The sequence below is a fragment of the Nocardioides sp. W7 genome (assembly GCF_022919075.1).
Classification (GTDB): Bacteria; Actinomycetota; Actinomycetes; order Propionibacteriales; family Nocardioidaceae; genus Nocardioides.
Map to the genome: position 1 here is coordinate 3,604,342 of NZ_CP095078.1, position 13,170 is coordinate 3,617,511.

Here is a 13,170-nt window from a genome sequence, read left to right on the forward strand (position 1 = left end):
GAGGGTGTCAGCGGAGCGATAGCCACCTGCCAACGAGCGTGCCTACGCTCGGCTGATGAGCTGGTGGGACGAGCACGTGGTACCTCGACTGACCGACGCGCCCCTCTCCCGCCCCCCGGTGATGGAGCTGCGCGAGCAGGCCTGCCGCGAGCTGCGGGGTCGGGTGCTGGAGATCGGCTTCGGCAGCGGCCTCAACCTGGGCTGCTACCCGGACGAGGTGGAGAGCATCGATGCGGTCGAGCCGTCCGATCTCGGTTGGGCGCGGTCGGAGGCGCGGCGTACGTCGTCGCGCGTGCCCGTCGCCCGCACGGGCCTGGACGGCCAGCGGCTCGCCGCTGCGGACGCGTCGTACGACGCGGCGCTGTCAACCTTCACGCTGTGCACGATCCCCGACGCGGCCCGCGCGGTCGCGGAGGTACGACGGGTGCTCCGCCCGGGCGGCGTCTTCTGCTTCCTCGAGCACGGGCTGGCTCCTGACGCGCGGGTGGCGGCCTGGCAGCGGCGCCTCGATCCCGTGCAGGGCGCCGTCTTCGGTGGCTGTCAGCTGTCCCGCGACACCCCGGCGATGCTCCGCGAGGCCGGCCTGGTGGTCGAGGAGCTCGACCAGCACTACCTGGACGGGCCGAGCGTCATGCGTCCGTGGATCTACGCGAACCTGGGGCGCGCGGCTCGGGTCCCCTAGATTGCGGCCCATGGTTGACGTTGGTGACCAATCGGCAAGGGCTATCGGCGCTGCAGACGCCCTCGGGCTGCCCTACGCGGTGACGCGCCACGGTCCGGTCGGCTCCCTGGAGGAGGCCGCGGCGGCCCGCGGGATCGAGCCGCACCAACTGCTGAAGACGATGGTCGTGCGGGTCGCCGAGGGCGACCACCGGTTCGTACTGGTGCCGGGCGGTCGCGAGATCGCCTGGCCGCGACTGCGGGCGCTGCTGGGGGTGAACCGCCTCTCGATGCCCAGTGCGGAGGCCGCCCGCGCGGTCACTGGCTACGTGCGAGGCACGATCACGCCCCTGGGTAGCCGGTCCCCGCTGCCGGTCATCGCCGACCAGCGGGTCGTCGGGATGGTCTCGCTCGGCGGCGGCGCGCCGGGGGTCGGGATCACGGTGGATGCCGCGGCCCTCCTCGCCGCGTTGGATGCCACCGTCGCCGACGTCACCGACCCCGCGTGAGCAGGTCCGCGCCGGGGGCCGGCCATGCGGTCGTCGCCGGTCTGGTCTGCGCGCTGGTCGGCTTCACCAGCTCGTTCGCCGTCGTCATCACCGGGCTGCGCGCGGTGGGTGCGTCGCCCGAGCAGGCATCCTCCGGCCTGCTTGTCCTCTGCGTGACCATGGGACTCGGCAGCGTGCTCTTCTCGTGGCGGCTGCGGATGCCCATGACGCTCGCCTGGTCCACGCCGGGCGCCGCGCTGCTGGCCACCGCCGCAGTGCCGGCCGGCGGCTTCGGTGCCGCGGTGGTCGCCTTCGCGGTCACCGGGGTGCTGCTCGCCGCCTGCGGCCTGGTCCGCCCGCTCGGCCGGCTGGTCGAGGCGATTCCGCTCCCGGTCGCCAACGCGATGCTCGCCGGCGTCCTGCTCACCCTGTGCACGGTGCCCTTCCGCTCGCTCGCCGATTCCCCCGGGACGGTGGCCCCGGTGGTCGCACTCTGGCTGATCCTCACCGTGCTCGCACCGCGCTGGGCGGTCCCGGGTGCGCTGGTGGCTGCGCTGGTCGTGATGGCGGTACGGGGCTCGTACTCCGCGGTGGACGCCGCAGCGGCCGCACCACACCTGGAGTCGGTCTCTCCGGTATGGGACGCCGGTGCCCTCATCGCGATCGCCATCCCCCTCTTCCTGGTCACGATGACCAGCCAGAACATCCCCGGGATGGCCGTGCTGGCCTCGTTCGGCTACCGGCCACCGCTGCGTGACACCCTGCTCTACACCGGTGCGGCGAGCGCGGTCGGAGCCGTTGGCGGTGGGCACGCGATCAACCTGGCCGCGATCTCGGCGGCCCTCGCGGCCGGGCCGCAGGCGCACCCGGACCCGGCACGCCGGTGGGTGGCGGGGGTCGCGTGCGGCACGACGTACCTGGTCCTCGCGCCCCTCTCCGCGCTGGTCGCCGAGGTGGCGACCGCGGCCCCGGCGGGCCTCATCGCCGCGATCGCCGGGCTGGCACTGCTCGGAACGCTCGCCGGCGCCGTCGCGCAGGCCTTCGAGGCGCCCGAGCACCGGCTGCCCGCCGCCGTCGCGCTCGCGGTCGCCGCGTCGGGGATGACCATCGCCGGCGTCGGTCCTGCGTTCTGGTCCCTCGTGGGCGGGCTCGTGGTCCTCGCTGCGCTGCGCGCCGCCCACGCCCGGTCGGCGGGCTGAGCGGCCGAGACCTCGAGCGGGCTCAGTTCACTCAGGGCGGGCCAGCACCCTGGAGGCGCCAGCATCGCCTCGTGCGCGGCACCCGGCCTGACGGGCGGGTACGTCAGCAGACCCGTCGGACTCGACGGGTCTGCTGACGTGACGTGCCTAGAGGTACTGCCCGGTGTTGGAGACCGTGTCGATCGACCGGCCCGGCTCCGTGCCCTGCTTGCCGGTGATGAGGGTGCGGATGAACACGATCCGCTCGCCCTTCTTGCCGGAGATGCGGGCCCAGTCGTCGGGGTTGGTGGTGTTCGGGAGGTCTTCGTTCTCCTTGAACTCGTCGACGCACGCCTGGAGCATGTGCGAGACCCGCAGACCTCGCTGGTCGTGGTCCAGGAAGTCCTTGATCGCCATCTTCTTGGCCCGGTCGACGATGTTCTGGATCATCGCGCCGGAGTTGAAGTCCTTGAAGTACAGGACCTCCTTGTCACCGTTGGCGTAGGTCACTTCGAGGAAGCGGTTCTCCTCGGTCTCGGTATACATCCGCTCCACGGTGGCCTGGATCATCCCGGCCACGGTGGCGTCGCGGTCGTTGCCGAACTCGGCGAGGTCGTCGGCGTGCAGCGGCAGGCTGGCGGTGAGGTACTTGGAAAAGATGTCACGCGCCGACTCGGCGTCGGGGCGCTCGATCTTGATCTTCACGTCGAGCCGGCCCGGGCGCAGGATGGCCGGATCGATCATGTCCTCACGGTTCGAGGCACCGATGACCAGCACGTTCTCCAGCAGCTCGACGCCGTCGATCTCGCTGAGCAGCTGCGGGACGATGGTGTTCTCGACATCGGAGGAGACGCCCGAGCCACGAGTGCGGAACAGCGAGTCCATCTCGTCGAAGAAGACGATGACCGGGGTGCCGCTGCTGGCCTTCTCACGAGCCCGCTGGAAGACCAGGCGGATGTGCCGCTCGGTCTCGCCGACGTACTTGTTGAGCAGCTCGGGACCCTTGATGTTGAGGAAGTACGACTTCCCCTCCTGGCCGGTCCGGGCCGCGACCTTCTTGGCCAGGCTGTTGGCGACAGCCTTGGCGATCAGCGTCTTGCCGCAGCCGGGAGGCCCGTAGAGCAGCACACCCTTCGGCGGCTTGAGCTGGTGCTCCTTGAACAGCTCGGGGTGCAGGTAGGGCAGCTCGACCGCGTCCTGGATCTGCTCGATCTGACCTCGCAGTCCGCCGATGGACTCGTAGGCGATGTCGGGAACCTCCTCGAGGATCAGCTCCTCGACCTCCGACTTCGGGACCTTCTCGTAGACGTAGCCCGCCCGCGAGTCGAGCAGCAGCGAGTCGCCGGCGCGGATGGTGTCGTTGCGCAGCGGCTCGGCGAGGCGTACGACGCGCTCCTCGTCGGCGTTCGCGATGACCAGGGCCCGATCACCGTCGGCGAGCAGCTCCTTGAACATCACAACCTCGCCGACCTCCTCGAAGGCGAGGGCGGCCACGACGTTGAGGGCCTCGTTGAGCATGACCTCCTGGCCGCGCCGCAACAAGTCGACCTCCACGGTCGGGCTGACGTTGACCCGGAGCTTGCGCCCCCCGGTGAACACGTCGACCGAGTCGTCGTCGTTGCGTTGGAGGAAGGTGCCGAAGCCCGCCGGCGGCTGGGCCAGCCGGTCGACCTCCTCCTTCAGCTTCATGATCTGGTCGCGCGCCTCGCGCAGGGTCTGGGCGAGGCGCTCGTTCTGGCTGGTGACCGCGGCCAGGGAACGCTGGGCGTCGGCCAGGCGGAGCTCGAGGCCGCGGGACCCGCCGGGTCCGTCAGAGAGTCGGCGACGAAGGTCCCCGACTTCGGATTCCAGGAAGCGCACCTGGTGGAGGAGCTCCTCAGCGCTCGGGCTATTGGAGTGGGACTCTGTGCCGAACGGGCCGTCTGCAGTCATGTCAGCGCACCTCCTGTGTGCTGCGACCCTACCCGCGAGCGGGGACAACGGAAGGGGACTGTCCGCGGTGTTGGTCACGATTTGGCACCGGCTCGCGCGCCGAAGGTGGTGGCAGGTGTTGCCGTTTGGTCACCAACGGCATTACCTGGCCGCCGGAGCCGCCGTTGGTGACCAAACGGCAGAGAGTCAGGCCTCCGACTCGTCCACGGGTACGCCGGGCGGTCGCGGGCCGGTGTAGTCCGGACCGTAGGCACCGGGAGCCGGCCTGCGCTTCTTCAGCGGCGGGCGCTGGCCGGGGGCCATCCGTCGGGCGGTCACCAGGAAGGCGGTGTGGCCGATCATCTTGTGGCCGGGTCGCACGGCCAGACCCTCGACGTGCCAGTCGCGCACCAGCGACTCCCACGGCTGCGGCTCGGTGAAGCCGCCGTGCAGGCGCACCGTCTCCACGAAGCGGGAGAGCTGGGTGGTGGTGGCGACGTACGCGCACACGATCCCGCCGGGACGCAGCGCATCCGCAGCGGCGTCGAGGCACTCCCACGGGGCGAGCATGTCGAGGATGATCCGGTCGACCCGGTCCCCCGAGGCCGGGAGCGCCTCGGCTAGGTCCCCGAGGGTCAGGTCCCAGGCCGGGTGGTCGCCGCCGAAGAACTGGGTGACGTTGCGGCGCGCGACGTCCGCGAACTCCTCGCGGCGCTCGTAGGACGACACCCGGCCGTGCGGCCCGACGGCGCGCAGCAGGGAGCAGGTCAGCGCCCCCGAGCCGACGCCGGCCTCGACGACGTGCGCGCCCGGGAAGATGTCGGCCATCGCGACGATCTGGGCGGCGTCCTTGGGATAGACGACCGCCGCGCCGCGCGGCATCGAGACGACGAACTCGGAGAGCAGCGGGCGGAAGACGAGATACTCGCCACCGGCCGAGGAGACGAGGGTGAATCCTTCGTCACGGCCGATCATGTCGTCGTGCTCGAGGTGGCCGCGGTTGGAGAAGAACCGCTTGCCCGGCACCAGCTCGAAGTTGTGGCGCCGGCCCTTCTGGTCGACCAGCCGTACCCACTCGCCGACCCGCAGCGGCCCGCGGTGAACACCGGACCAGGCCTCGGGTGCGACGTCGGGGTCTGTCGGGCGATCGGCGTGGGGCTCAGCACTCTCGGACACGAGCGAGAACCCTAGTGGGCGGCTTCGCGGAACGCCCGATCGACGTCGGCGGCCGCGAGTACGCCGTACACCGAGCCGTCGTCCTCCATGAGCAGGTACTCCGCCGCCGGGGTGCGATTGATCGCCATCACGAGTTCCTCGCCGCCGATCGCGACGGGCAGCCGCAGGCCCGGGTCCAGCGAGCGGGTGACGGCCGAGACAGGCACCCAGGGACGGCGCTCGTCCGGCGTGGCGAGCAGCGCTGCCTCGTTGACGACGCCGACGGGATCGCCGGAGGTGGTGACCGTGACGATGCCCCCGGCCTCGGCGTCCTGGGCCCGGCGTACCGCCTCGGCGAGCGGGAGGTCGACGGGAACGGTGAGGGTACGGCGGGCGAGGTTGCGCGCCACCAGCGCCGGGAGCCGCCGGCGGATCTTGGCACCGGTGATCGCCGCGGTCGACCCCGACCAGAGGAACATGGCCACGATCAGCGCCAGGGCGAAGTCGAGCAGGTCGGGCTCGACGCCGAGCAGCGGTTCCTGGAACAGCGGCCAGGACAGCGCGGCCACCGCGGTGATGCGTCCGCCCCAGCCCGCCACCAGGGTGCCGCGGTGCTGGTCCCCGCTGGCGCCCCACACGGCAGCCTTCAGCACCCGACCGCCGTCGAGCGGCAGCCCCGGGACCAGGTTGAGGACCCCGACGAGCAGGTTGGCACCGGCCAGCCCCTCGAGCCCGAGCCGGATGAGCCCCTCGGGGTCGGCGAGCAGTGCCGCGAGGGCGGCGAGGCCGACCGCCAGGGAGGTGATCGGGCCGACCACAGCGATCCAGAACTCCTGGCGCGGGGTCCTGGCCTCGCCCTCCACGGCTGTCATCCCGCCGAGGAAGTGCAGCGTGATCGAGGTGACCGGGAAGCCCATCCGGTTGGCCACCACGGCGTGCGAGGCCTCGTGCAGCAGCACGGAGAGATAGAGGATGACGGCGAAGGCGAAGCCCGCGACGTACTTCCCGACGCCCAGCCCCGGGGAGACCTGCTCTACCCGCGGCGCCATGACGACGGCGATCAGGCCCGCGACGAGGAACCAGGACGAGGACACCAGGACGTCGCTGCCCGCGATCGTGCCGACCTTGAACGTGCCCGGCGGGCGTGGCTTCTGGTCTGACACCCGACGAGGCTATCCGACAGGCCGGACTGTCCGTGGTGTCGCCTATCGTGCGGCAGGTGAGTGTGGAGCAGGAGTCGCCGGCGGACCGGGTCTCGACGCCCGTCGACGGCGTCGACGTCCTGGGGGCGCTGTCCCCGAGCCGGGCGGGTGACTTCCTGACCTGCCCGCTGCTCTATCGCTTCCGCACCGTCGACCGGCTCCCCGAGCCGTACTCCCCCGACGCGGTCCGCGGCACCGTCGTGCACAAGGTGCTCGAGGACCTGTTCGACCTCCCCGCCGAGCAGCGCACCCCCGAGCGGGCCGGCGAGATGCTGGTGCCCGCCTGGGAGCGGCTCGTCGAGGTGGCCCCCGAAGTCGCGGAGATGTTCGGCGACGAGGGGCCCGGCGTGACGCCGTGGCTCGCGTCGTGCCGCACCGTGCTCGAACGCTACTTCACCCTGGAGGACCCGCGTCGATTGGAGCCGGCCGAGCGCGAGCTGTACGTCGAGAGCCTGTTGGAGTCGAAGCTGCTTCTGCGGGGCTTCGTCGACCGGGTCGACGTCGCCCCCGACGGTGCGATCCGGCTGGTCGACTACAAGACCGGGAAGGCGCCCGGGCCCGGTTTCGAGGCCAAGGCGCTGTTCCAGATGAGGTTCTACGCGCTCGTGGTGTGGCGCACGCGCGGCATCGTCCCGGCGATGCTGCAGCTGGTCTACCTCGGCAGCGGCGAGATCATCCGCTACGTCCCGGACGAGCAGGATCTGCTGGCCACCGAGCGCAAGGTCGAGGCGATCTGGCGGGCGATCCGCACGGCCGAGGAGACCGGTGACTGGCTGCCGCACCGCAGCAACCTGTGCGGCTGGTGCGCGCACCAGGCGATCTGTCCCGAGTTCGGGGGCACTCCCCCGCCACTGCCGGATCTGCCGGCCCAGAGCTGAGACCGACCCGGAGCTGACCGGCTCAGACCGGCGACCGGGCGAAGAGCATCAGGAATCCGCACCGCGCGCATCGGTTCGCCTCGATCATGTAGCGCTGCTTGCCCATCCGGCGGGCACCGCCGAAGAGGCCCCGCTCCAACGGTCCCGGGATCCAGCGGGCATAGCCCTGGGAGGACTCGCCGGCGTCCTCGACGAACCCGGGCTCGAGGCTCTCGGCGCCGCAGGCGCTGCACGACGGCTGGGACGGGGTGGCCGGAGCGGACTCGTAGGTGCTCATGGGCGCACTCTTCCCCGAATTCCGCTGCTTCGTGCTCGATATGCCGCTACCGGGTGATCACGGGATCCGCAGGTCGCCCAGGTCCTGTGGGGTGAGCCCCTGGAGGCTGTCGCGGAAGATTCGGCGCGGCCCGTCGAGGACCGGTACGTGGTTCTCCACGACCAGGACCGTGCACCCGGCCGCCTCTGCGGACTTGGCGCCGGTGTTGGAGTCCTCGATCGCCACGCAGTCGCTCGGACGTACGCCGAGTGCCGCGGCCGCGCTCAGGTAGGGCTCGGGATGCGGCTTGCCGAACTCGACCTGGTCACCGGTGACGATCACCCGGAACGTCTCCGGAGGCAGCTGCGCCAGGATCGGGGCGACGAACCGCTCGTACGACATCGTCACCAGAGCGCACCGGACCTCGGCCTCGCCGAGCGCCACCAGCAGGTCGCGGGCTCCAGGGCGCCACGGCACCTCGTCCTCCACCCGCGCCACGACGCCGTCGAGCAGCCGCTCGACGATCGCCTCCGGCGCCAGCGGGACGCCCATGTGCTCCTTGATGTAGTGCGCCGAGTCGATCAGCGAGTTCCCGACCAGGTTCATGGCGTGCGCCGTCGACCAGGTGCCGCCGTACTCCTCGGCCAGCGCATGCTCGGTGTCGATCCAGTAGGGCTCGGTGTCCACCAGGGTGCCGTCCATGTCCCACAGGACGGCGGCCGGCAGCCGCACTCCCTCATCCGGGCGCTGACCTGCAGGTTCTCGAGAAGAAGCGGTGTTCAGAATGCCCTCCGAAATGCTCCGTGCGACGAGCCGTGCGACGCCCCACCCTAGATCGAAGGTGCGCAGCGTTCGCCATCATCACGGCGAACCAACCACGGCAGAGCGCCCGCCCCGCCAGGCTGGCGGGACGGGCGCTCCTCGATCACCGAAGCCGACGGGTCCTCATCTCATCTGATGCGGATCCGGGACTGCTGGGTGGCTGCCTTCAGGTGTCGGCTGCCGGCGTACCACACGACCACCTTCTGCGAACCTGGTCGGAGCTGTCTGTCGATGGTGAGCCGTACCCGGGTGACGCCCGCCTTCGCCTCCACGACCTTGGTGGTCGAGCCGATTCGCACGACCACCCTGCCGGTCGGCCTCAGGTCCCCGGGGACCTTCAGTCGCACGGTGACCGTCGCCGTCCGGCCGCGGACCCCGACACGTGGCGCCTTCGCTCGCAGCACCGTCTTGGCCTTCGCCACGCGTACGACGAAGCTGGATCGGTCGGCGGTGAAGCCGGAGCCGCCACTGAAGGAGACCACCAGGTTGTTGCGTCCTGCGGCCAGCCCTCGCACCACCTTCGCCGGGAGGGTGACCCGGCCGTGGAAGCCGTCGATGCGCTGTGTCGCCAGAAGCCTGCCCTGCCGCTCGATGCGGAGGACGCCGCGCGGCGTCCCGGTGCTGGACCGCTCCGCCACCAGCGTGACGGGGATCCCTGCCGCCTTGCCGAAGGTCGTCCTCAGATCGCCCACCACCACGCGTACGCCGATCGGCCCAGGGTCAGTCGGATCCGTGGGGTCGGTCGGCCGTGCCGTCACGGTCAGGCGGAGCGTGGTGCTGCTGGCGGCGTGCGCGTGATCGCCTGCGTACTCCACCTCGATGCTGTGGGTGCCGACACCGGGCATGGCGGCGGCCTCGCAGCTGGCGACTCCCCCAGCCAGCACGGCCTCGCAGAGGACATCGTCACCGCTGCGGAAGAGCACGGAGCCGGTGGCGGCGACGGGATCCAGGGCGGCGCTCAGCCGCACCGTCCCGCCGTCCACCACGGTGAGGTCGTCGGCCGACATGGTGGTCGGCGTCGCGGCGACGGTCGAGAACGACCAGACGTCGGAGACCACCGAGTGGCCGTCCTCGTCGGCGACCTCGACGTACCAGCTGTAGTCGCTGTCGAGCGACAGCTCCCCGGCCGGGACCTCGGCGCGCGCGCCGGAGGCAACGGCGTCGAGCTCGGCGATGACCTCCTCGGTGCGGGCGGTCACCTCGACGTGGTCGGTGGCCAGCGAGCGCTCCGCCTTCTGCAGCGTGATCGGCCGCACGAAGTTCTCGGTCGTGATGCACTCCTCGGTCATCTCACGCTCGATGCTCGGGGCCTCGGTCAGCGACTCGCACCCGGTGAGCGGCCAGGCATGGTCGGGGCCGCCTGCGGTCGGGTACACGTCGAGCACGGTGAAGGTGCGGTTGGTGAAAGTCTGCGCGTCCGGATCGAGCTCGACCGTGCGCATGAACCCGGCTCCGCCGCTGTAGCTGCCGGCCTTGACCGACGGCCAGTTGACCTGCACCTGCAGGACGATGCGACCGTCGCCGAGACGGTTGACCCAGACGTAGCTGTAGTCCTTGTGCCCCGACATGATCGCGACCACGTTGTCGTACGGCTCGATGATCTCGCTCATGAAGCGGGTGCCCTGCCCGGTCAGCTGACCGGTGGGGTCGAACTGCTCGTGGGTGCCGATGATGACGTTGGCGTCGGGATGAGACGCGATCGCGTCCTTGACCCAGGCCCATTCGGCGGCGCTCGCCCGCCAGGTCAGGTACACGAACATGTAGTCCGCCTCCGGGGTGGAGATGTAGTCGTAGTGCTGCACGTTGTCACTGGCCGTGCCGCCGTACCACGGGTCATCAGCGAAGCGCTCCTCGCCGAAATACTTGCGGTAGTGGCTGTAGCCGGACTCGAAGTCGTGATTGCCCGGCACCAGCCCATAGGGGACGTCGGCGTCATCGAGGATCTGCAGCGACTCGGAGGCATTGACCCACTGGAACTCCTGATCGACGTCGTCGACGATGTCGCCGGTCAGGAACATGTAAGCGAGGTTCTCGGACTCGCGCTGGTCAACGATCCACTGTGCTTCCTTGTCGAAGGTCTCCGGATCCGATTCCGCCAGCTTCTGGGTGTCGGTCATCCAGGCGAACTTCACAGCCCCGTCGTTCGTCGGCGCGATGTAGCCCGGCAGCACCTGGACCTGCACGGTGGCCTTGCCGTCCTGCACGGACGGCCCGGTGCGGACCGAGCCTCGGAGGGTGAGGTCGTCCTCGCCGGCCACGGCGGAGGCGGCCTCGACCCAGGTCTCGGTGCGGTGGTCGAACACCGAGAGCACCACCCGGTGTCCGGGACGGGTGCGGCCGGTCCAGCTGACCGCCAGATCGCGGTCGGTGGCCGCCTCCTCGGGCACGGCCACGTCGAACTGCTGGAACGGGTAGCGCTCGGCCTCGGTCGTCTCCACGCGCTCGCCGTCCGCCTCCTCCAGGGCCGCGACGGCCTCGGGGTCCGGCAGCCTCTGTCCGGAGCCGAGAGCCGGCTCGCCGTCCGTGGTGGAGCCCTGCCGCGCCTCGAGCCCGGCGCCGTTGCCGAAGTCCTGCTGGCGTGCCAGCTTGAACGTCACGTCCAAGGGATCTCCGGTCGGGTCGGCGACCGTCACCCCCAGCGACGTCGTCCGGGTGGGCACGTCAAGGTCGCCGTCAGCCGGGCTCGGGTCCGTGGGCGCGAACGGGGTGTCGGCCCAGGTCTCGAAGGTGACGGTGCGCTGAGAGGTGAGGCCGTGGGAGTCCGTCGCCTCCACGAGCAGGGTGTGCTCGCCGTTGGTCATCTTCTCGGGGTCCCAGCGGCTGCCGTTCTCGACCGGCTCGCCGTCCAGGGTGAGGGTGAGGGCGAGGTCGCCGTCGATCGGGTCGGAGGCGGTCGCATCGATCACGAACGGAGAGCCCTGGTGGCGACTGCCGTCGGCGGGCGTGGTGACGGTGAGGGCCGGCGCGGTGTTGTCGACCTCTACGGTGCGGGTCAGCGAGCCGGTCGGGTCGCTGACCGAGACGACGTACTCACCGTCGGGGTAGATGGAGGTATCCCACGACCAGGCGTTGGTCTCCAGGGTGGGGGCTGCCAGCTCCATGGTCACCGGATACTCGAACTCGTACGTCGGACGGTCGTAGCCGACGTTGATGATCGTGTCGCGGGAGGTGGGATCGATGATCTCGGTGCCGTCGGCGAGGACCAGGCGGACGTCCTTGAGGTAGACCCGGTCCGGCACCCCGCTTCCGTTCGGACCGGGCACGAACCGGAGCGTGTTGGTGCCGGCCCGCAGGGTCCCGGTAGGGATCCGGGAGCTCGCCAGCTCTCCGAAGGTCGTGGTCCCGGAGCTACCGATCGGACCCTTCGGCAGCGTCACCTCGACGTCGTTGACGAACAGCTGGTAGGTCCAGGGTGCGTCGTAGCTGCTGGACAGCGCGTGGAAGGTCGCGGACTGGGTGCTGACGCTCGGTTCCAGGACCTCCTCGCCGATGCGGACCTCGACGGGTGCGTCGCCGGTGGCGTTCAGCGGGACCACCCCCTGGAGGTGCTGGCCGTCGACCAGGTCGAGGCCCAGCGGCTGATTGTCAACGCGCAACCGGATGGTGACGGTGGTCTCATCGTCCAGGGTGAACGTCACCGGCTGCATGCCGTCGCGCACCGTGGTGGTGTCCCACAGCCACCCCTGTGAGGTGACGCTAGCCGCGGGCACCACGACGTTGAACGGGTAGCCGAACTCATAGAGCGGACGGTCGTAGCCGACGTCGATCCGAGTCCCGGCGGAGCCGGGGTCGACGATCTCGGCTCCGTCCGCCAGCACCACCGCGAGGTCGCGCAGGTAGACCCGGTCGGGGACTCCAGTGGCATTCGGTCCGGGCACGAAGCGCAGCGCGTTGCCGTCCGCCCGGAGCAGGCCTGCGGGCAGCGGGCCGCTGTCGAAGGCGCCCCACGTGGTGCCGGCGCCACCGCCGGCGATCGTGGTCTTGGGCAGGGGGAGCTCGACGCCGTTGACCTCGAGGCTGTAGTCGTTGGCGCTGTCGTAGCTGCTCACCTCTCCGACCAGGCGGAACGCGCTGCCCATCGGGCTGGTGGCCAGGTCGGCCTCTCCGACCCGGACACTGGCGACCTCGGCGTCGGCGGCTGCCAGCGCCACCGTGCCGGCGACCGTCTGTCCGTCCTCGACGAAGACCGAGGGCGGAAGGACCTGGGTCTGGATGCTGGTTGCGCCTGGGGGCGGGGCTGCCGAGGCCAGCGCGGGACCGGTCAGTCCGGCGAGGAGAGCCCCGGCCAGGGTGAGGACAAGTCCTCGCACGGGAGCGGACGAGAGATGTGGCATGACGAAGATGGCGCCTCTCAGAAGGAGTTCAGCCGTCGGCACGGCACAGCCGTGAGGAGACCGAGGGGCCGCCGCGATGACGGGGATCGCCACGAGGCTGGTCGTCGCCGGTGACCTGAGGGTGTTGTCGGGCCGCCTACAGCGTGCACGGCGGGCGAACGCCGTAGATCTGAGGAGCTGCAGGCCAGCGACACTCGCCCGGCTCCACCGAAGGAGTCGAGGTCAAGTCCAGGGACGTGGTGTACGAGGTCTGATCCCTCGAGGTTGTACTTCAACGCTCCCGGAT

The 13,170-nt window shown here is 70.6% G+C and carries 10 protein-coding genes; 4 read left to right on the plus strand and 6 right to left on the minus strand.

The genetic code is table 11. The features are described 5' to 3' along the window. The first annotated feature begins 55 nt into the window (after positions 1-55). Genes MUB56_RS17075 through MUB56_RS17085 form a run of 3 tightly spaced genes read left to right on the plus strand, consistent with a single transcriptional unit; the run spans position 56 to position 2,347 of the window. Positions 56-682 carry a methyltransferase domain-containing protein gene (locus MUB56_RS17075; RefSeq protein ID WP_244928213.1) on the plus strand — a complete coding sequence of 209 codons (627 nt, stop codon included), beginning with the start codon at positions 56-58 and terminating at the stop codon, positions 680-682. A gap of 10 nt (positions 683-692) precedes the next feature. Continuing rightward, on the plus strand, positions 693-1,169 hold the full coding sequence (locus MUB56_RS17080) for a YbaK/EbsC family protein (RefSeq protein WP_244928214.1): 477 nt from the start codon (positions 693-695) through the stop codon (positions 1,167-1,169). After that, positions 1,166-2,347, plus strand: a complete 1,182-nt coding sequence (locus tag MUB56_RS17085; protein ID WP_244928215.1) for a benzoate/H(+) symporter BenE family transporter — start codon at positions 1,166-1,168, stop codon at positions 2,345-2,347. Before MUB56_RS17080 ends, MUB56_RS17085 begins: the two co-directional genes overlap by 4 nt. Positions 2,348-2,494: 147 nt before the next feature. Here MUB56_RS17085 and arc read toward each other — a convergent pair whose 3' ends face one another. The 3 genes from arc to MUB56_RS17100 all read right to left on the minus strand — a co-directional run bounded on the left by arc (position 2,495) and on the right by MUB56_RS17100 (position 6,555). Continuing rightward, complete coding sequence (arc, locus tag MUB56_RS17090; protein ID WP_244928216.1) at positions 2,495-4,258, minus strand: proteasome ATPase; 1,764 nt, start codon at positions 4,256-4,258, stop codon at positions 2,495-2,497. A 186-nt stretch (positions 4,259-4,444) separates the two neighbouring features. Then, positions 4,445-5,326, minus strand: a complete 882-nt coding sequence (locus MUB56_RS17095) for a tRNA (adenine-N1)-methyltransferase (protein WP_244932431.1) — start codon at positions 5,324-5,326, stop codon at positions 4,445-4,447. Between the two features lie 98 nt (positions 5,327-5,424). Beyond that, on the minus strand, positions 5,425-6,555 hold the full coding sequence (locus MUB56_RS17100; RefSeq protein WP_244928217.1) for a site-2 protease family protein: 1,131 nt from the start codon (positions 6,553-6,555) through the stop codon (positions 5,425-5,427). 56 nt (positions 6,556-6,611) lie between these two features. Here MUB56_RS17100 and MUB56_RS17105 point away from each other — a divergent pair, with 56 nt between their 5' ends. Continuing rightward, a complete protein-coding gene (locus MUB56_RS17105; protein WP_244928218.1) occupies positions 6,612-7,472 on the plus strand; it encodes a PD-(D/E)XK nuclease family protein in 861 nt (286 codons plus the stop codon). A 22-nt stretch (positions 7,473-7,494) separates the two neighbouring features. Here MUB56_RS17105 and MUB56_RS17110 read toward each other — a convergent pair whose 3' ends face one another. From MUB56_RS17110 to MUB56_RS17120, 3 genes are all read right to left on the minus strand, one after another. Continuing rightward, positions 7,495-7,749, minus strand: coding sequence for a hypothetical protein (locus MUB56_RS17110; protein ID WP_244928219.1), 255 nt, complete (start codon positions 7,747-7,749; stop codon positions 7,495-7,497). A 57-nt stretch (positions 7,750-7,806) separates the two neighbouring features. After that, entirely contained in the window at positions 7,807-8,460 is a 654-nt protein-coding gene (locus tag MUB56_RS17115; protein ID WP_244928220.1) for an HAD family phosphatase, read from the minus strand. A 218-nt stretch (positions 8,461-8,678) separates the two neighbouring features. Next, on the minus strand, positions 8,679-12,860 hold the full coding sequence (locus tag MUB56_RS17120; RefSeq protein ID WP_244928221.1) for an Ig-like domain repeat protein: 4,182 nt from the start codon (positions 12,858-12,860) through the stop codon (positions 8,679-8,681). Between the last annotated feature and the right edge of the window lie 310 nt (positions 12,861-13,170).

Bases quoted from the DNA above. Each gene is read 5' to 3' on its own strand.
- MUB56_RS17080 (WP_244928214.1), top strand. From the start codon at position 693: ATGGTTGACGTTGGTGACCAATCGGCAAGGGCTATCGGCGCTGCAGAC.
- arc (WP_244928216.1), bottom strand. From the start codon at position 4,258: ATGACTGCAGACGGCCCGTTCGGCACAGAGTCCCACTCCAATAGCCCG.
- MUB56_RS17110 (WP_244928219.1), bottom strand. From the start codon at position 7,749: ATGAGCACCTACGAGTCCGCTCCGGCCACCCCGTCCCAGCCGTCGTGC.
- MUB56_RS17075 (WP_244928213.1), top strand. From the start codon at position 56: ATGAGCTGGTGGGACGAGCACGTGGTACCTCGACTGACCGACGCGCCC.